At 40.2% G+C, this 17886-nt stretch carries 19 protein-coding genes; all 19 read left to right on the top strand.

Annotated features, from left to right (window positions below; translation table 11 throughout):
• Positions 1–36 precede the first annotated feature (36 nt).
• Positions 37–777: a VWA domain-containing protein gene (locus B1R93_RS21285; protein WP_088105922.1), complete on the top strand. Its 741-nt coding sequence runs from the start codon at positions 37–39 to the stop codon at positions 775–777.
• Positions 743–1699 carry a serine/threonine protein kinase gene (locus B1R93_RS21280; protein WP_088105921.1) on the top strand — a complete coding sequence of 319 codons (957 nt, stop codon included), beginning with the start codon at positions 743–745 and terminating at the stop codon, positions 1697–1699. Before B1R93_RS21285 ends, B1R93_RS21280 begins: the two co-directional genes overlap by 35 nt.
• 31 nt (positions 1700–1730) lie before the next feature.
• Positions 1731–2483, top strand: coding sequence for a threonine/serine exporter family protein (locus B1R93_RS21275; protein ID WP_088105920.1), 753 nt, complete (start codon positions 1731–1733; stop codon positions 2481–2483).
• Positions 2484–2504: 21 nt separating this feature from the next.
• Positions 2505–2954, top strand: a complete 450-nt coding sequence (locus tag B1R93_RS21270) for a threonine/serine exporter family protein (protein ID WP_088105919.1) — start codon at positions 2505–2507, stop codon at positions 2952–2954.
• On the top strand, positions 2935–4341 hold the full coding sequence (gene tilS, locus B1R93_RS21265) for a tRNA lysidine(34) synthetase TilS (protein ID WP_088105918.1): 1407 nt from the start codon (positions 2935–2937) through the stop codon (positions 4339–4341). Before B1R93_RS21270 ends, tilS begins: the two co-directional genes overlap by 20 nt.
• Positions 4342–4379: 38 nt before the next feature.
• A complete protein-coding gene (gene hpt / locus B1R93_RS21260; protein ID WP_210190998.1) occupies positions 4380–4919 on the top strand; it encodes a hypoxanthine phosphoribosyltransferase in 540 nt (179 codons plus the stop codon).
• Positions 4920–4988: 69 nt separating this feature from the next.
• Positions 4989–6977, top strand: coding sequence for an ATP-dependent zinc metalloprotease FtsH (ftsH, locus tag B1R93_RS21255; RefSeq protein ID WP_088105916.1), 1989 nt, complete (start codon positions 4989–4991; stop codon positions 6975–6977).
• 86 nt (positions 6978–7063) lie between these two features.
• Positions 7064–7843 (top strand): type III pantothenate kinase, encoded by a 780-nt coding sequence (locus tag B1R93_RS21250; RefSeq protein ID WP_088105915.1) that lies wholly within the window; start codon positions 7064–7066, stop codon positions 7841–7843.
• 1 nt (position 7844) lies between these two features.
• The gene (gene hslO / locus B1R93_RS21245; protein ID WP_088105914.1) at positions 7845–8723 is read left to right on the top strand and encodes an Hsp33 family molecular chaperone HslO; all 879 of its coding nucleotides are present in this window, start codon (positions 7845–7847) and stop codon (positions 8721–8723) included.
• 100 nt (positions 8724–8823) lie between these two features.
• A complete protein-coding gene (gene cysK / locus B1R93_RS21240; protein ID WP_088105913.1) occupies positions 8824–9747 on the top strand; it encodes a cysteine synthase A in 924 nt (307 codons plus the stop codon).
• Between the two features lie 112 nt (positions 9748–9859).
• Positions 9860–11281: an aminodeoxychorismate synthase, component I gene (pabB, locus tag B1R93_RS21235; RefSeq protein ID WP_088105969.1), complete on the top strand. Its 1422-nt coding sequence runs from the start codon at positions 9860–9862 to the stop codon at positions 11279–11281.
• 18 nt (positions 11282–11299) lie between these two features.
• The gene (gene pabA, locus B1R93_RS21230; RefSeq protein ID WP_088105912.1) at positions 11300–11896 is read left to right on the top strand and encodes an aminodeoxychorismate/anthranilate synthase component II; all 597 of its coding nucleotides are present in this window, start codon (positions 11300–11302) and stop codon (positions 11894–11896) included.
• Positions 11881–12732 carry an aminodeoxychorismate lyase gene (pabC, locus tag B1R93_RS21225; protein ID WP_088105911.1) on the top strand — a complete coding sequence of 284 codons (852 nt, stop codon included), beginning with the start codon at positions 11881–11883 and terminating at the stop codon, positions 12730–12732. The genes pabA and pabC overlap by 16 nt, the downstream gene beginning before the upstream one ends.
• A 14-nt stretch (positions 12733–12746) precedes the next feature.
• On the top strand, positions 12747–13583 hold the full coding sequence (gene folP, locus B1R93_RS21220; protein ID WP_133058695.1) for a dihydropteroate synthase: 837 nt from the start codon (positions 12747–12749) through the stop codon (positions 13581–13583).
• Positions 13576–13938: a dihydroneopterin aldolase gene (gene folB, locus B1R93_RS21215; protein WP_088105910.1), complete on the top strand. Its 363-nt coding sequence runs from the start codon at positions 13576–13578 to the stop codon at positions 13936–13938. Before folP ends, folB begins: the two co-directional genes overlap by 8 nt.
• Positions 13935–14459 (top strand): 2-amino-4-hydroxy-6-hydroxymethyldihydropteridine diphosphokinase, encoded by a 525-nt coding sequence (gene folK / locus B1R93_RS21210; protein ID WP_088105909.1) that lies wholly within the window; start codon positions 13935–13937, stop codon positions 14457–14459. The genes folB and folK overlap by 4 nt, the downstream gene beginning before the upstream one ends.
• On the top strand, positions 14411–14614 hold the full coding sequence (locus B1R93_RS21205; RefSeq protein WP_088105908.1) for a helix-turn-helix domain-containing protein: 204 nt from the start codon (positions 14411–14413) through the stop codon (positions 14612–14614). Before folK ends, B1R93_RS21205 begins: the two co-directional genes overlap by 49 nt.
• Positions 14615–14644: 30 nt before the next feature.
• On the top strand, positions 14645–15646 hold the full coding sequence (gene dusB / locus B1R93_RS21200) for a tRNA dihydrouridine synthase DusB (protein WP_088105907.1): 1002 nt from the start codon (positions 14645–14647) through the stop codon (positions 15644–15646).
• A gap of 125 nt (positions 15647–15771) precedes the next feature.
• A complete protein-coding gene (gene lysS / locus B1R93_RS21195) occupies positions 15772–17268 on the top strand; it encodes a lysine--tRNA ligase (RefSeq protein ID WP_088105906.1) in 1497 nt (498 codons plus the stop codon).
• The last annotated feature ends 618 nt before the right edge of the window (positions 17269–17886 follow it).

Below are 17886 nucleotides of genomic sequence, written 5' to 3'. Positions count from 1 at the left end.
TCATGGTAACATTCGTACTTTTTGGAGGGGATGAATATGGCAAAAGGAACGTTAAAGCAAATTTTATTATTAACAGATGGTCATTCAAATCAAGGTGAGGATCCGGTTGCAATTGCATCACTAGCAAAGGAACAGGGGATCACAGTTAATGTCATTGGTGTTGTCGATGGAAATCATTTAAATGAACAAGGAATAGAAGAAATTGAAGCAATTGCAATGGCTGGAGGTGGAGTTAGCCAAATTGTTTATGCCAAGCAATTAGCTAAAACAGTGCAGATGGTTACAAGAAAGGCTATGACCCAAACGCTTCATGGTGTCGTTAATAAAGAGCTACAGCAAATCCTTGGAAAAGAGCAAGAGATGGAAGACCTCTCACCTGAAAAGAGAGGGCAAGTAATGGAAGTAGTCGATGAGTTAGGGGAAACGATTCATCTCGATGTACTAATTTTAGTTGACACAAGTGCTAGTATGACAAACAAACTACCAATGGTACAAGAAGCATTAACAGACCTTTCGATTAGCTTGACGTCACGAATGGGTGAGAATCGCTTTTCGCTCTATTCATTTCCTGGGAAACGAAAAGAAATTGATCGTTTACTAGATTGGACTCCACAATTAAATTCATTAACCGGTATTTTTCATAAACTTTCTTCTGGCGGGATTACGCCAACAGGTCCCGCTCTACAAGCGGCGTTGCAAAAGTTTTCAAAATCTACTTCAAGAAGGAGTTTGATGGCTGGTGATGAAGAACAGCTATACGAAGAATCAGGCCTATAAGCTCCAAGCCGGCAGCAAATTTATTGGGAAATGGCATAAAAAGCCTTACAGAATTATTCGGATACTCGGATCGGGGGCTACTGGGACAGTATATCTTGCTGAAACAGATGTTGGCCAGGTAGCGTTAAAGGTCGGTGAGGACAATATGGCGATAACATCCGAAGTCAATGTGCTAAAGCACTTCTCTAAGGTCCAAGGTCAAATTCTTGGGCCTTCTTTATTGGATGTGGATGATTTGGTAACGCCACAAGGAACATTTCCGTTTTACGCTATGGAATATTTAAAAGGAAAAAACCTCATTGAATATACGAAAAATCGCGGATCTGAATGGATTGGAATTATAGTTATTCAATTATTAGGCGACTTAGACCGTTTACACCGCGAAGGTTGGGTATTCGGCGATTTGAAGCCTGATAATTTACTGGTTGTCGGCCCACCACCACGTGTCCGCTGGCTCGATGTTGGTGGAACTACACTCCTCGGTCGCTCAATAAAAGAATATACAGAATTTTATGATCGTGGCTATTGGGGGCTAGGTACTAGAAAGGCCGAGCCAAGCTATGACTTGTTTGCTGTTGCGATGATTTTAATAAATTGTGCTTATCCAAAACGCTTTGATAAGCAAGGTGATAAACCGTTACAGCAGCTGAAGCAGAAAATTGAGTCACATCAAGAATTAATCCCTTATCGGCTCCCTCTTATGAAGGCTCTTCAAGGGAAATATAAAGAGGCAGCAGAGATGAAACGAGATATTTTAGAAGCGGTGTCAAACCGCTCAAGCTATAAACATGTTTCAAAGAAAAAAGTAAATAAGAAGGTAAAACAAAAAAAGAAAAAGTCATCCTATTTCATTGAATTCTTTCTGCTCTTCTCTTTTCTTCTATTAGCGTATATCCTATACTTATTTGGACAAATGATGTAGGCGTTAAAGCCAAAATGGATGGGGGCCTTACATGAATGCATATCGTATGACGGATATTTGCATGTTGGCAGGCGAAATTATGCTTACTTACGGAGCAGAAACATACCGAGTAGAAGAAACGCTTGAACGGATGGCGAAAGCAGCTGGCTTTAAGCACGTCCATAGTTTTGTAACGACAACGGGCATCTTTCTTTCCTTTGAAGATGAGGACGTAGGAGATGTTATGCAAATGATACGGGTTGACGACCGGATGCAGGATTTGAACAAGGTGTCTCTCGTTAATCAAGTGTCACGTGAGTTTGTGAGTGGAATGATAAATGAAGAGGAAGCATTAAGTCAATTGCATGCAATTGCGAAAGCTCCCTTAAACTATCCACCACTTTTGCTTCATTTTTGTTCAGGTATCGCAGGGGGGGCTTTCTCCTATTTATTTGGAGGAGGACTTGCAGATGCTCTTCCTGCATTTATAGCTGGTTTCTCTGCAAGCTGGTGTGTTGTGACCTTACAGGAATATATGAAAGTGAAATTTTTCGCTGAGTTCATGTCGGCCTTTCTAGGTGGTGTAGTCGCTATCTGCCTCGTTTTATTAGGAGTAGGAGAAAACCTCGATCAAGTCATTATCGGTACGCTTATGCCACTTGTTCCGGGGATTCCGCTAACGAATGCTGTCCGAGATTTAATGTCTGGCGATTTGCTAGCTGGTGTTAGTCGCGGCGCTGAAGCTATCATAACGGCTCTTTCGATAGCAACAGGAATTGCACTAGCAATTGCGCTCTTATTATGACGAGAAAGAAGAGGATTGAACATGTTACTTAAACTAATTTTTTGTTTTATGGCCACAGTTGCATTTGGTGTTATTTTTAATGTACCTAAACGTGTTGTCTGGTTAGGTGGCCTCGTTGGGACTCTAGCTTGGTTTTTAAACACAACGTTACCAGTCGTTGGAGTATCGGTTATTTTTTCTACAGCAATCGCTTCAATTGTTAGCGCAACGTGCTCACATTTTCTTGCAAAGGGATATCGTGTTCCGGTAACAACGTTTAGTATTCCAGGTATCATCCCGCTAGTACCAGGAAGTCGTGCTTATTTCACAATGCTAGCCTTTGTAGATGGAGATTACCTCCTAGGCTTACAGCTCGGTATTGAAACGATGTTACAGGCTGGTGCTATTGCAGCTGGCCTTGTTTTTGCTCTATCAATCTTTTCGTTTGGCAAAGGGGGCATCGGACAGCGTTATGAAACGAGACGTTCATAAGTTTATTCAGGAACATCAGCTATTTGCTGGTGGTGAAACAGTTATTGTCGCCGTGTCTGGCGGTCCTGATTCGATGGCGTTGCTCCATTATTTATGGTCGATGAAGGAAGAGTATAGAATAGACATTGTTGCTGCCCATGCACATCATCAGCTAAGAGGGACCGAGGCCGATAAAGATGAAAGATTTATTGAAACCTTTTGTCAGCAATTGCGTATACCTTTATATAAAACAAGATTATCAGTTAAGGAGTACGCCGAGCAAAAGCGTATTGGTATTCAAACTGCAGCGAGAGAACTCCGATATAACTGGCTAGATTCACTATTACCCGAGTTATCAAACCGTTATATTGCAACAGGGCATCACGGCGACGACCAAATTGAAACATTTTTAATGAAGCTTATTCGCGGGTCCATTCCATTTCAGCTCACAGGAATCGCGGTAAAGCGAAAAATAAGGGATAGTATCATTATTCGGCCTTTTTTAGGAATAACGAAGGAACAAATTGAGCATTATTGTAGTGAAGTAGGAGTAATTCCACGAAGAGATTCAAGTAATGAATCCACTTCTTACACCCGAAATCGTTTTAGATTTCAAATGCTCCCATTTATCAAGCAGGAAAATAAACAAGCACATCTTCATTTCCAGCGGCAAAGTGAGTGGCTAGAGGATGATCAACACTATTTAATGATGCTTGCAGAAGAAAGATTGCGGTTGGTGATTGTAGAAAAAAGTGAACAAAAGATAACAATTTCACGAGAAGCCTTTCTCAAAACAAGCGTCCCTTTACAAAGGAGAATGATTCATCTAATATTAAAGTATATTAGCGGGAAAAATTCGCCAATTACACCATCTATACATATTGAACAAGTTATCGCTTTGCTCCAAATGAGTGCTCCATCAAAGGAACTGCATTTAGCAAACGATCTTTTTGTCTATCGGGATTATCAGTATTGTCATTTTTCCTTTGGAGAAATGAATACCGTTATGGATGAATGTACACAAATGTTCATTCCGGGAGAGGTTAAGACGAAGTTAGGTGTTGTAAAGGCTTACTATTCTTCAAACAGTCATCCTTATGAAGAAGGAGAAACGACACTTATTCTGGATGCAGAGAGGGTCGCGATGCCGCTCGTTGTTCGAACGAAAAAGCCGGGAGATCGGGTAAATGTGCATGGGATGACAGGGGCAAAGAAAGTAAGTCGCTTGTTTATTGATCGGAAAATAAGTAAACACTTAAGAGAGGCTTGGCCAGTTATCGTTGATGCAAATGGAGACATCCTTTGGGTTCCGCTGTTACAACGCAGCCGCTTGGCAAATGTTTACGATCAAACGAAGCAACAGCTTATTCTTACATTTGAACCTGAAGACATGATTTTAAAATCATAAAGTATGAATGGTTAACACAGGAGGGTCATATCAATTTGATGAGGGACGAGATTAAAGAAATTCTTATTTCTGAGGAAGAAATTCAAGCAAAGACACGTGAATTAGGAAACCAAATTACAGCAGAGTACGAGGGACGTTTCCCATTAATAATCGGTGTGTTAAAAGGCGCCATGCCATTTATGTCTGACTTGGTTAAAAGAATCGACACACATATAGAGATGGACTTTATGGATGTCTCTAGTTATGGGAAGGGAATGGTCTCTTCGGGAGAAGTGAAAATTTTAAAGGATTTAGACACTTCTGTTGAAGGCCGGGACATTATTATTGTTGAAGATATTATTGATAGTGGCTTAACTTTAAGTTATCTCATTAAGTTGTTCCATTATCGAAAGGCTAAATCAGTAAAGGTCGTTACATTGCTTGATAAGCCGGAAGGAAGAAAAGTTGATTTAGTACCTGATATTGCAGGTTTTATTGTTCCGGATGCCTTTGTTGTAGGTTATGGACTTGATTATGCGGAGCGTTATCGTAACCTCCCATACATCGGTGTGTTAAAACCAGAAATCTATGAGAGTTAACATTTGTGAACAAAAGAACAAATATGGTACGATAAACGGAGCTTTGTTGCACGTGGGAGGAGGTCACGAATGAATCGGATATTTCGAAATACGATTTTTTACTTACTCATCTTTCTCGTTATTATAGGAATTGTGAGTGTGTTTAGTTCAGACCAGGCACAAACCGAAGAAGTAACATTTAGTGAATTTACTGAACGACTTGAGCAAGGTGAAGTTCGTTCCCTAACTGTTAAGCCTGACCGCCAAGTTTATTTGGTAACAGGTCAATTTACAGATCAGGGAGAAGATGAGTTTTTTCAAACACGTTTATTAAGAAGTGAGCAAACTGCTGAGCTTCTTGCAAATGCCCAAAGTGCTTTAGGTACTGAACTTGATGTTGAAGGTGCCGATGAGACAAGTGGCTGGGTTACATTTTTTACGTCAATTATTCCTTTCGTTATTATTTTCATTCTCTTTTTCTTCTTGTTAAGCCAGGCTCAAGGTGGCGGTAGCCGTGTTATGAACTTTGGTAAGAGCAAGGCGAAGATGGTTAATGATGATAAAAAGAAGGCGAAATTTAAAGATGTAGCGGGTGCCGATGAAGAGAAGCAGGAATTGGTTGAGGTTGTTGAATTTCTAAAAGACCCTCGTAAATTCTCAGCAATCGGTGCGCGGATTCCAAAAGGGGTTCTGTTAGTGGGTCCTCCTGGTACAGGTAAAACTTTACTTGCTCGTGCAGTTGCAGGTGAAGCTGGTGTACCGTTTTTCTCAATTAGTGGTTCTGACTTCGTTGAGATGTTTGTCGGGGTTGGTGCATCACGTGTACGTGACCTTTTTGAGAATGCAAAGAAAAATGCACCATGTATCATTTTTATTGATGAAATTGATGCTGTTGGTCGTCAACGTGGTGCCGGTCTTGGTGGTGGACACGATGAACGTGAACAAACACTAAACCAGTTACTCGTTGAAATGGACGGTTTCAGTGCTAACGAGGGTATCATTATTATCGCGGCGACAAACCGTGCTGATATTCTTGACCCAGCTTTATTACGTCCAGGACGATTTGACCGTCAAATCATGGTTAACCGCCCAGACGTCAATGGTCGTAAAGATGTATTAAAGGTTCACGCGAAAAATAAGCCTTTAGCAGATGATGTTGATTTAGAAACGATTGCAACTCGTACTCCAGGATTTTCAGGGGCAGACTTGGAAAATCTGTTAAATGAGGCTGCACTCATTGCTGCTAGAAATGATAAAACGAAAATTAATATGATCCATATCGAAGAAGCAATTGACCGTGTTATTGCCGGTCCAGCCAAGAAGAGCCGTGTGATTTCTCCTAAAGAGAAAAACATTGTTGCTTGGCACGAGGCAGGTCATACGGTTGTAGGTGTGAAGCTTGAGAATGCAGACATGGTTCATAAAGTTACGATTGTTCCACGCGGAATGGCTGGCGGTTATGCTGTCATGCTTCCAAAGGAAGATCGCTATTTTATGACAAAACCAGAATTGCTAGATAAAATTATTGGGTTACTCGGTGGTCGTGTTGCTGAAGAAGTTCAGTTTGGCGAAGTTAGTACAGGTGCCCATAATGACTTCCAACGTGCAACGGGAATCGCTCGTAAAATGGTTACTGAATATGGAATGAGTGATAAGCTTGGGCCGATGCAGTTTGTATCAGGTTCAGGTGGTCAAGTATTCCTTGGTCGTGATATTCAAAACGAACAAAATTATAGTGACCAAATTGCTTATGAAATTGACCTCGAGGTACAACGTATTATTAAGGAGTGCTATGAGCGTTGTAAGGAAATTATCACGGAAAACAAAGCAAGCCTTGATTTAGTGGCAGAAACCTTACTTAAGCTAGAAACATTAGATGCCGAGCAAATTAAATCATTAATTAATGAAGGTAAGCTTCCGGAAAACCATCACTCGAATGCTCATAAAGATGAGAATGATCAGGATTCTGATGTTAAAGTCAATATTCATTCAAAGAAGGATGAAGACGAAGCAGCAGATGAAGAGCAAGAGTCATCTGAGCAACCGTCCTCAAACGAAGAGGATAAGAAAAAGGATTAAGGATAGAGAGAGGGTGTCTGAATCGACATCCTCTTTTTTTTCATTCATAATAACGATAAACGAAATTATAAAGATTGGTGAGAACAATGATTTTAGTAGTTGACGTTGGAAATACAAATATTGTTTTCGGTGTTTATGAGGGGAAAGAGCTTCTACATCATTGGCGTATAGCGACAAGCAGGCAGAAAACAGAAGATGAATATGCGATGACGTTGAAGGCTTTTTTTGACCATGAAGGTTTAACATTAAATATGATTGAAGGCATTATTATTTCATCGGTTGTACCACCAATAATGTTTTCTTTGGAGCAAATGTGTAAAAAATACTTTCATATACAACCGATGATAATTGGCCCAGGAATAAAAACCGGCTTGAACATAAAATATGAAAATCCTCGTGAAGTAGGAGCAGACCGTATCGTCAATGCAGTTGCAGCTATTCAGTTATATGGAAGTCCATTAATTATTGTCGATTTTGGGACAGCCACAACGTATTGCTATGTTAATGAAGAGCAACAATATTTAGGAGGTGCAATTGCTCCGGGTATTTCAATATCTACTGAAGCACTCTATACAAGAGCTTCGAAACTGCCAAGAATTGAAATTGCTAAACCATCACAAATTGTAGGGAAAAACACGGTTCACGCAATGCAAGCAGGGATATTCTATGGATATGTCGGTCAAGTAGATGGAATCGTAAATCGATTAAAGGAACAAGCGAAAACAAATCCTACTGTCATTGCAACAGGAGGACTAGCAACACTTATAGCGGAGGAGACGACTTCGATTGATGTTGTTGATCGGTTTTTAACTTTAAAAGGATTGCAAATGATTTATGAAAAGAATGTAAGGGCAAAGGAGAGGTAATATGGGTGATTACTTAATTAAGGCAACATGCTATGAAGGTAAGGTACGAGCTTATGCCTTAGTAGCAACAGATATGGTGAACGAAGCAGTGCGTCGTCAAGGAACTTGGCCGACTGCATCGGCTGCGCTTGGTCGCTCAATGATGGCTAGTACGATGATGGCAACAATGTTAAAGGGTGATGCAAAACTTACGGTGAAAATTGAAGGAGGCGGCCCAATTGGAGCTATTATTGTTGATAGTAATACAAAAGGTGAAACACGTGGTTATGTAACAAATCCTCAGACACATTTCGACTTAAACGCTCAAGGAAAGCTTGATGTTGCTCGTGCAGTTGGTACAAATGGCTATTTATCAGTAGTAAAAGATTTAGGTTTAAAAGAGCATTTTACTGGTAGTGTTCCACTTGTGTCTGGTGAGCTTGGAGAGGACTTTACGTACTATTTTGCTTCTTCTGAACAAACGCCCTCATCGGTAGGTGTCGGTGTGCTCGTTAATCCAGATAATACAATATTAGCGGCTGGTGGTTTTGTTATTCAACTAATGCCGGGGGCAGATAACCAAATTATTGATGAGATTGAAAAGCGTCTAAGTTCAATTCCACCAGTTTCTAAAATGGTTGAATCGGGTTTAACACCTGAAGAAATGCTTCATACCTTGCTTGGTGAAAATAACGTAAAGATTCTAGAGGAAATGCAAATTTCTTTTTCTTGCCAATGCTCAAAAGAGCGGGTAGCAAATGCTATTATTACACTTGGTAAGGAAGAGATTCGCGAGATGATTGAAGAGGATGGCGGTGCAGAAACACAGTGTCATTTTTGTAATGAAGTTTATCGCTTTAGTGCAAAGGACTTAGAGGAGTTATACGCCGTATCAAAATAAAATGGTAAATTTTTAATCTATCAATTGACGTATATGAAAACGTTTGTTATCATAATTTTATTAAAACCAATAAAGTTACTTGGAATTAGGAGGCTGAATGATGAAGGTTGTAAATTCTATTACAGATTTAATCGGTCAAACACCACTAGTAAAGCTTAATCGTCTTGTTTCTGATAAGCATGCTGATGTTTACTTAAAGTTAGAATACATGAATCCAGGAAGCAGTGTTAAGGATCGTATCGGTCTAGCGATGATCGAAGCAGCTGAAAAAGCTGGTAAAATTAAACCTGGTGATACAATCGTTGAGCCGACAAGTGGTAACACGGGTATTGGTCTAGCGATGGTTGCTGCGGCAAAAGGCTATAAAGCAAAGCTTGTTATGCCTGAAACAATGAGTTTAGAGCGTCGTAATCTTCTTCGCGCATACGGTGCAGAACTTGTACTAACTCCAGGACCTGAAGGAATGGGTGGAGCTATCCGTAAGGCGACTGCTCTTGCAGAAGAAGAAGGCTACTTCATGCCTCAACAATTTGAAAACGAATCAAACCCTGCGATTCATCGTGAAACAACAGGTAAAGAGCTTCTTGAACAAGCTCAAGGTCAAATTGATGGATTTGTATCAGGGATTGGTACAGGTGGAACGATTACAGGTGCAGGTGGTTTCTTAAAAGAACATTTCCCGAACCTTCATATTGCTGCTGTAGAACCAGCCGATTCTCCAATTTTATCTGGTGGAAACCCAGGGCCACATAAAATCCAAGGTATTGGTGCCGGTTTTGTTCCAAAAATCTTGAACACTGAAGTTTATGACGAAGTAATTCAAGTTACGACTGAACAAGCATTCGAATATGCTCGTCGTGCTGCAAAAGAAGAAGGGATCCTAGGTGGTATTTCTTCAGGTGCTGCCATTTATGCTGCTTTGCAATTAGCTGAAAAGCTTGGAGCGGGTAAAAAGGTTGTCGCTATCATCCCTTCAAATGGTGAGCGTTATTTAAGTACACCACTTTATAACTTTGAAGATTAATGAATCTTAATAAAAAGCAGTCCTAAATGAATAGGACTGCTTTTCTTCTTTTTCGTTGTCATGTAGAATAGACGAAAAGGGTTGAACGGGAGTGAAGCTGTTGCAACAGGAAATGAAAAACAGGTGGGTAACGAAAGCGACCTCGTTCCCGATCGTTGAAGGAGCTTGGTTTTCACGTTTTAAACAAATATCAGTTGAGTATCCTCATCATGTACTACTTGAAAGTGGTCGAGGTGGGAAATATAGCATTATAGGTCTTCACCCATTCGCTGTTATTGAAGGGAAAGGGGACAAGCTAACAGTAGAGCAAAACGAAAAAACAATAACGAAGCACGGCTCATTGTTAGCGCTAATGAAAGAAACCCTTGAACCTTATCAAACAAAAATGGTAGAAGGCTTACCCCCTTTTCAAGGCGGGGCGATTGGTTATTTTAGTTACGATATCGTACGGGAAATTGAACGGTTACCTCTACAGGCAAAGGACGACCTAGATTTACCAGATCTTTATTTTATGCTTTTCCATGATGTATTCATTTATGAACATGAAGCTGAGAAGATGTGGGTGATTGTTCACGGTGAAACGGGGACGGAAGAGATTCTAGAGCAACGGATGAACGAATATGTGAAGCTCTGGACGGCAACTGGTAAGGAACGAACTTGGATTCAATTTCCTAAAATAAATCTTGAACTAAGCCCATCATTAAGTGAGGAAGCCTTTTCTGAGGCTGTCGAAAAAATCCGCGAGTATATTTCAGCGGGAGATGTATTTCAAGTCAATCTCTCTGTAAGACAAGCAAAGGAAATGATTACGGAGCCATTTCATGTGTATGATGTGCTTCGTACGTTAAATCCTTCACCTTATATGAGTTACTTACAGACCCCGCATTTCCAATTTGTAAGTTCTTCTCCGGAATTACTTGTGAAAAAGCAAGGGAATGAAGTGAGCACAAGACCGATAGCTGGGACGCGTTCGCGTGGGAAAGATGAAGCAGAGGATCATCAGTTAGCAGCGACTTTGATTGAAAATGAAAAAGAACGTGCCGAGCATGTGATGCTCGTAGACCTTGAACGAAATGATTTAGGCAGAGTGTGTAAATTTGGTACCGTCGAAGTTAATGAGTTAATGGTTATTGAAAAGTATTCACATGTGATGCATATCGTTTCAAACGTTCGTGGTAAGATGAGAGAAGATGTTGATCATTATGATGTGATTCGTGCAACGTTTCCAGGAGGAACGATTACCGGAGCACCAAAAGTGAGGACGATGGAAATAATCGAGGAATTGGAACCTGTTCGTCGAGGCGTTTATACGGGGTCAATCGGGTGGATAGGGTTCAATGACGAAATGGAGCTTAACATTGCAATCCGAACGATGGTGTGTAAAGATAACATTGCCTATGTTCAAGCGGGGGCCGGAATTGTCATAGATTCCAATCCGCATTATGAATATAAGGAATCATTGAAAAAAGCAAAAGCCCTTTGGCGTGCGCTTGAGTTGAGTGAAGAAGAGATGACGAAAAAAATGTACAGCTGAGCTGAGGAGGAATGAAAAATGATTTTAATGATCGATAATTATGATTCTTTTACGTATAATTTAGTTCAATATTTAGGTGAGATGGGTCATGAGTTAGTCGTAAAACGAAATGATCAAATTACAATTGCTGAGATTGAGAAGATGAATCCAGATTATTTAATGATTTCTCCAGGACCTTGTAGCCCTAATGAAGCGGGAATCAGTTTAGAGGCAATCGAACATTTCGCTGGAAAAGTTCCTATCTTCGGTGTATGCCTGGGTCATCAATCAATTGCTCAAGTTTTTGGGGGCGATGTTGTTCGTGCTGAGCGCTTAATGCACGGAAAGACATCTGCGATTAAACATAATCAGGAAACGATTTTTAGTGGAATTGCATCACCATTTACAGCAACACGCTATCACTCCCTTATTGTAAAACGAGATACTTTGCCTGAATGCTTCGAAATTACTGCAGAAACAGAGGAAGGTGAAATTATGGGACTGCGTCATCGCGAGCTTGCGATTGAAGGGGTTCAATTTCATCCTGAATCAATTATGACTGATGCAGGTAAATTGCTTTTACGGAATTTTATTGAAACATATAACAAGGAACAATCATCATGTTCGTCTACATGAATGGTTCCGTGCTTCCTGTTGAACAGGCGAAACTCTCCGTTTTTGACCATGGTTACATGTATGGTCTCGGTATATTTGAGACGTTTCGTATTTATGACGGTCATCCATTTCTTTTGGATGACCATTTTCGACGTTTAAAGGAAGGACTTCTGCAGCTTGGTATACAATGGAGTATGGAAAAAGAGGCTGTATATACAGTTCTAGAGCAGCTTCTTAAAGAGAATAAACTTCATGATGCTTATGTAAGATGGAATGTTTCAGCAGGTGTAGAGGATCTAGGTTTATATACAGGGATTTATGAAAAGCCGACCACTGTTGTCTATATGAAATCTTTGCCATCCTCTATGGCACAGCATAAAAAGGCACAAATTCTTGATATTCGTCGGAATACACCTGAAGGAAGCTTTCGCCTTAAATCACATCACTATTTAAATAATGTTTTAGCAAAACGTGAAATAGGCGATAACGTAAATGTGGAGGGAATCTTTTTATCTCAGGATGGTTATGTAGCAGAAGGGATTGTTTCAAATGTATTCTGGGTGAAGGGTGGCACAGTTTATACACCGTCGTTAGAGACGGGGATTCTTAATGGCGTTACGAGACAATTTATATTAAAGCTATTGCAAAAGGAAGGCATTTCGTATGTGGAAGGACTTTTTAACCAACAGGCTCTTTTAGAGGCAGATGAAGCCTTTGTAACGAATTCGATTCAAGAAGTCTTATCATTAACCTCGTGTAATCACATAGAATTTCCAACAAATAATCCAATCACAACATGGCTACAAAAACAGTACGCTCATGCAAGAAAGCTTCTTATAAGCAAGGATGAGCTATAAGGAGGTAGGTCTGTATGGAAGAGACGTTAATAAAAACAATTGATTTATCGGTACTAAAAGAACGAACCATTGTAATGGGTATCTTAAACGTCACACCAGATTCGTTTTCCGATGGTGGTCGTTTTAACGAAATTGAAGCTGCGGTATCACATGCAAAAAGGATGGTTTCAGAGGGTGCTGATATGATTGATATCGGTGGAGAATCAACAAGGCCTGGTGCAGAAAAGGTATCAGAAGAAGAGGAGTTAGCCCGAGTAATCCCGATCATTAAAGCCATATCGAAAGCGGTTCATGTCCCGATCTCAATTGATACGTATAAAGCAGGGGTAGCAAAGCAAGCCATTGAAGCTGGGGCCTCATATATTAATGATGTTTGGGGAGCAAAAGCTGATCCAAATATGGCTAAAGTAGCTGCAGCCTATCAAGTTCCAATTATTCTTATGCATAACCGGGATAATAAAGAGTATAACGATTTAATCGAGGATATGAAGCTTGATTTGAAGGAAAGTGTGGACATTTGCTTAAAGCAAGGAGTAAAAAAAGAAAACATTATTCTCGATCCTGGAATTGGCTTTGCGAAAACCTATGAACAGAACCTTGAGGCGATGAGACGTCTTGATGAACTGGTTCAACTTGGTTATCCTATCTTACTTGGAACATCGAGAAAGTCTTTTATAGCAAAGACATTAAATTTACCAGTCGATGAACGGGTCGAAGGTACTGGAGCAACGGTTTGCCTCGGGATTGCAAGGGGCTGTCACATCATTCGTGTTCACGATGTAAAAGAAATGAGTCGAATGGCAAAGATGATGGATGCGATGTTAGGAAAAGGGGCAACGAATCGTGGATAAAATCTATTTAAATGAATTAGCTTTCTTTGGTTACCATGGCGTTTTTGAAGAAGAGACGAAACTGGGTCAACGTTTTTATGTTGATTTAGTCTTAGAATTGGACTTAAAGGAAGCTGGAAAAAGCGACGATTTAGAAAAAACGATTAATTACGGTAATGTGTATGAAGAAGTAAAAGCAATCGTAGAGGGAAAGCCGTATAAGCTAGTAGAAGCTGTAGCAGAAAAAATAGCATCCACATTACTATCACATTTTGATCTTCTTGAACGTTGTACAGTGAAGGTAACGAAGCCAGATCCACCTATTCCAGGACATTATCGTTCAGTTGCTGTTGAGATTACGAGGTCAAAGTTATGAAGGACGTTTATCTGGCACTAGGTTCAAATATTGGTGATCGGGAAGCATATTTAGAAAAAGCCATTCGTGAGTTATCCGCTCATCCGCAAATTGAAGTGAAACAAGCCTCTTCCATTTATGAGACAGAGCCAATTGGATATGTCGAACAACAGGCTTTTTTAAATATGGTTATCTATATACGAACAAATTTATCGCCACAGAAATTATTAGCAGAAACTCAAGCGATCGAGCAATTATGCGGGCGGAAGCGGGATATACATTGGGGACCAAGAACATTAGATCTTGACATTCTCCTCTATGATGAAGAGAATATGAAGATGGAGAATCTATGTATTCCCCACCCGCGAATGTGGGAACGTGCATTCGTTGTCGTGCCATTAATGCAGTTAAATCCGAGCTTATATTCCGAATCATTAAATAAATCAATAGCAGAAGTATATAAGGAATTACCGGATAAAGAAGGTGTGATCGTATGGAAACGAACAATTGGGGGAGAAGGATTAGAGCCTTCCGAAAATTAAAAGGGTATACGCAGGAGGGCTTTGCTAAAGCCATCGGCGTATCGGTGTCGGTGTTAGGGGAAATCGAGCGTGGAAGTCGTGAACCTGATGACCACTTAATTGACCGGATGACAACGGTCTTACAAGTTTCAAGAAATGAAATGTCATATAAATAAAAACATGCGAATGTATGGAGGTGAATAGATATGTTGAAAATTGGTAATATCGAAATGAAGAACCAAGTTGTGCTTGCACCAATGGCTGGTGTTTGTAACCCAGCTTTTCGTTTGATTGCGAAAGAATTTGGAACGGGACTTGTCTGCGCAGAGATGGTGAGTGATAAGGCGATCCTGCACGGAAACGAAAAGTCTTTAAGCATGCTGTATGTTGATGAACGTGAAAAGCCTTTAAGCCTACAAATTTTTGGGGGAGAAAAGGAAACGCTTGTTGAAGCAGCTAAATTTGTTGATAAAAACACAAACGCTGATATTATTGATATTAATATGGGTTGTCCTGTTCCGAAAATCACCAAATGTGATGCAGGGGCAAAATGGCTGTTAGATCCAAATAAAATCTATGAAATGGTTGCGGCAACCGTCGATGCAGTTGATAAACCCGTTACCGTAAAAATGAGAATTGGCTGGGACTCAGATCATATTTATGCTGTTGAAAATGCACGTGCTGTTGAGCGTGCAGGAGGAAGTGCAGTAGCTGTACATGGCCGTACTCGTGTTCAAATGTACGAAGGTGTTGCAGATTGGAACATCATTAAAGAAGTTAAACAGGCAGTTAACATTCCGGTTATCGGAAATGGTGATGTTACCACTCCTCAGGATGCACGCCGGATGCTTGATGAAATCGGTGTCGATGGAGTTATGATTGGTCGCGCTGCATTAGGGAACCCTTGGATGCTTTATCGTACGATTCAATATCTTGAAAACGGGGAATTAGCTCCAGAACCTACTGCTCGTGAAAAAATTGATGTATGCATGATTCATCTAGACCGTTTAATTGATTTAAAAGGTGAAAACGTAGCTGTTCGTGAAATGAGAAAGCACGCTGCTTGGTATTTAAAAGGTTTGCGTGGCAATGGTCGTATTCGTGACAAAATTAATAGCTTTGAAACACGTGATGATGTAGCGACAACGCTATATACGTATGTCGATGAGCTTGAAGCAAGTCTGGCTGAAGAATCTAGTGTCGTTTGACTTTTGCAAGAGACTTCAATATAATGCGTGTGAGATTATTCGTACTGCCAGTGTGTCACTGGCAGTTTTTCTACATAAGAAGGTTACTACATAGAATGATATGATATAGAGGAGATGAGCGGGCGATGAGCCAGGAACTAGAATTAAATGACCAACTAGCGGTGCGGAGGGACAAGCTTAATCAATTGCAGGAAAGAGGATTAGATCCTTTCGGTGGTAAGTTCGAGCGTACTCACACAGCTAATGAAATGGAACAGCAGTTTGGTGAACAGACGAAGGAGCAATTAGAAGAGGAAGAACAAAAGGTAACGCTCGCTGGACGTATTATGACAAAGCGTGGAAAAGGAAAAGCCGGTTTTGCTCATATTCAAGATTTAACTGGACAAGTGCAAATTTACGTACGAAAAGATGCAGTTGGTGATGACCAATATGATGTGTTTGATACGATCGATATTGGTGATATTGTCGGTGTGAGTGGGGTTGCCTTTAAGACGAAGGTAGGAGAACTATCAGTTAAAGTTACAAATTTTCAGTTATTATCAAAATCATTACGTCCTCTTCCAGATAAGTTCCATGGTTTAAAGGATGTAGAGCAGCGTTATAGACAACGTTATGTTGACCTAATTGTGAACCCAGAAGTACGTGATACATTTATATTGCGTAGTAAGATTCTTCAGTCTATGCGTCGTTATTTAGATGATCGTGGTTACTTAGAAGTAGAAACACCGACGATGCATTCTATTGCTGGTGGTGCTTCGGCTCGTCCGTTTGTGACTCATCACAATGCACTTGATATGACGTTATACATGAGGATTGCGATTGAACTTCATTTAAAGCGTCTTATTGTTGGTGGGATGGAGAAGGTTTATGAAATTGGCCGTGTTTTCCGTAATGAAGGAGTATCTACGCGTCATAATCCTGAATTTACAATGATAGAGCTGTATGAAGCATATGCGGATTACAATGATATTATGGAACTAACGGAAGAGTTAGTTGCACATATTGCTAGGGAAGTAATTGGAACAACTAAAATTACGTATGGTGAGGAAGAAATCGACCTTGAACCAAAGTGGAGACGAGTTCATATGGTTGATGCAATTAAAGAACAGACAGGTGTGGATTTCTGGAAAGAGATGAACGACGAAGAAGCTAGAGAATTAGCGAGGCAACACAAAGTACCTGTTAAAAATACGATGACGTACGGACATGTTGTGAACGAGTTTTTTGAGCATTTTGTTGAAGAGACATTAATTCAGCCTACATTTGTTTATGGACATCCACTAGCGATTTCTCCTTTGGCTAAGAAAAATCCCGAGGATGGACGCTTTACTGATCGTTTCGAGCTATTTATTGTTGGCAGAGAGCATGCTAATGCATTTTCGGAGTTAAATGATCCGATTGATCAGCGTCAACGTTTTGAGCAACAGCTTGTTGAACGTGAACAAGGGGATGATGAGGCTCATATGATGGACGAGGACTTTGTAGAGTCACTTGAGTACGGTATGCCTCCTACTGGTGGGCTCGGTATCGGAATCGACCGATTAGTTATGTTATTAACAAATTCACCTTCTATTCGTGATGTGTTATTGTTTCCGCAAATGAGACATCGTGAAGGAGAGTAATCTTATTTGAAACAACCCGATTTATTCGGGTTGTTTTTTTTAGGTGACACGGTTTATTTCTTATATAAAATTATTCTTTATTTTTTGATAGAGATCCGTATAATAAAAGACAGGCGATTAAGTCGAAAAAAACTTTCGAAAAAACAGTTGCGTTTATTTCATATGCATGGTATATTATTTCTTGTCGCTAAAACAGCGAGGAAAAATAAAATAATATAACAAAAAAGTGTTGACATCAAATTGTCGGTATGTTATATTAATAAAGTCGCCATTGAGCGATGGACAAGTTCTTTGAAAACTGAACAAAAGCCAAGCGAAAAAGAGATTGTTTTATTTCGATAAAATCAAATCTCGTCAATTTATTATTTATTCGAGCTAATCAGCTCACCATTTTTATGGAGAGTTTGATCCTGGCTCAGGACGAACGCTGGCGGCGTGCCTAATACATGCAAGTCGAGCGGACTGATTAAGAGCTTGCTCTTATGACGTTAGCGGCGGACGGGTGAGTAACACGTGGGCAACCTGCCCCTTAGACTGGGATAACATCGAGAAATCGGTGCTAATACCGGGTAAGAGATGCAACCGCATGGTTGTGTCATAAAAGATGGCTCCGGCTAT

It is taken from the genome of Halalkalibacter urbisdiaboli, assembly GCF_002156385.1.
Lineage (GTDB): Bacteria > Bacillota > Bacilli > Bacillales > Bacillaceae_D > Halalkalibacter_A > Halalkalibacter_A urbisdiaboli.
The sequence above is the reverse complement of the archived record's forward strand: the minus strand, read 5'-3'. Positions and strand labels throughout refer to the sequence as shown.

Coding starts and splice junctions, on each gene's coding strand:
- tilS (WP_088105918.1), top strand. CDS start 2,935: ATGAAACGAGACGTTCATAAGTTTATTCAGGAACATCAGCTATTTGCT.
- folP (WP_133058695.1), top strand. CDS start 12,747: ATGGAAGAGACGTTAATAAAAACAATTGATTTATCGGTACTAAAAGAA.
- B1R93_RS21250 (WP_088105915.1), top strand. CDS start 7,064: ATGATTTTAGTAGTTGACGTTGGAAATACAAATATTGTTTTCGGTGTT.
- ftsH (WP_088105916.1), top strand. CDS start 4,989: ATGAATCGGATATTTCGAAATACGATTTTTTACTTACTCATCTTTCTC.
- dusB (WP_088105907.1), top strand. CDS start 14,645: ATGTTGAAAATTGGTAATATCGAAATGAAGAACCAAGTTGTGCTTGCA.
- hpt (WP_210190998.1), top strand. CDS start 4,380: ATGAGGGACGAGATTAAAGAAATTCTTATTTCTGAGGAAGAAATTCAA.
- cysK (WP_088105913.1), top strand. CDS start 8,824: ATGAAGGTTGTAAATTCTATTACAGATTTAATCGGTCAAACACCACTA.
- pabA (WP_088105912.1), top strand. CDS start 11,300: ATGATTTTAATGATCGATAATTATGATTCTTTTACGTATAATTTAGTT.
- B1R93_RS21275 (WP_088105920.1), top strand. CDS start 1,731: ATGAATGCATATCGTATGACGGATATTTGCATGTTGGCAGGCGAAATT.
- lysS (WP_088105906.1), top strand. CDS start 15,772: ATGAGCCAGGAACTAGAATTAAATGACCAACTAGCGGTGCGGAGGGAC.
- pabB (WP_088105969.1), top strand. CDS start 9,860: ATGAAAAACAGGTGGGTAACGAAAGCGACCTCGTTCCCGATCGTTGAA.
- folK (WP_088105909.1), top strand. CDS start 13,935: ATGAAGGACGTTTATCTGGCACTAGGTTCAAATATTGGTGATCGGGAA.
- hslO (WP_088105914.1), top strand. CDS start 7,845: ATGGGTGATTACTTAATTAAGGCAACATGCTATGAAGGTAAGGTACGA.
- B1R93_RS21205 (WP_088105908.1), top strand. CDS start 14,411: ATGGAAACGAACAATTGGGGGAGAAGGATTAGAGCCTTCCGAAAATTA.
- B1R93_RS21270 (WP_088105919.1), top strand. CDS start 2,505: ATGTTACTTAAACTAATTTTTTGTTTTATGGCCACAGTTGCATTTGGT.
- pabC (WP_088105911.1), top strand. CDS start 11,881: ATGTTCGTCTACATGAATGGTTCCGTGCTTCCTGTTGAACAGGCGAAA.
- B1R93_RS21285 (WP_088105922.1), top strand. CDS start 37: ATGGCAAAAGGAACGTTAAAGCAAATTTTATTATTAACAGATGGTCAT.
- B1R93_RS21280 (WP_088105921.1), top strand. CDS start 743: ATGAAGAACAGCTATACGAAGAATCAGGCCTATAAGCTCCAAGCCGGC.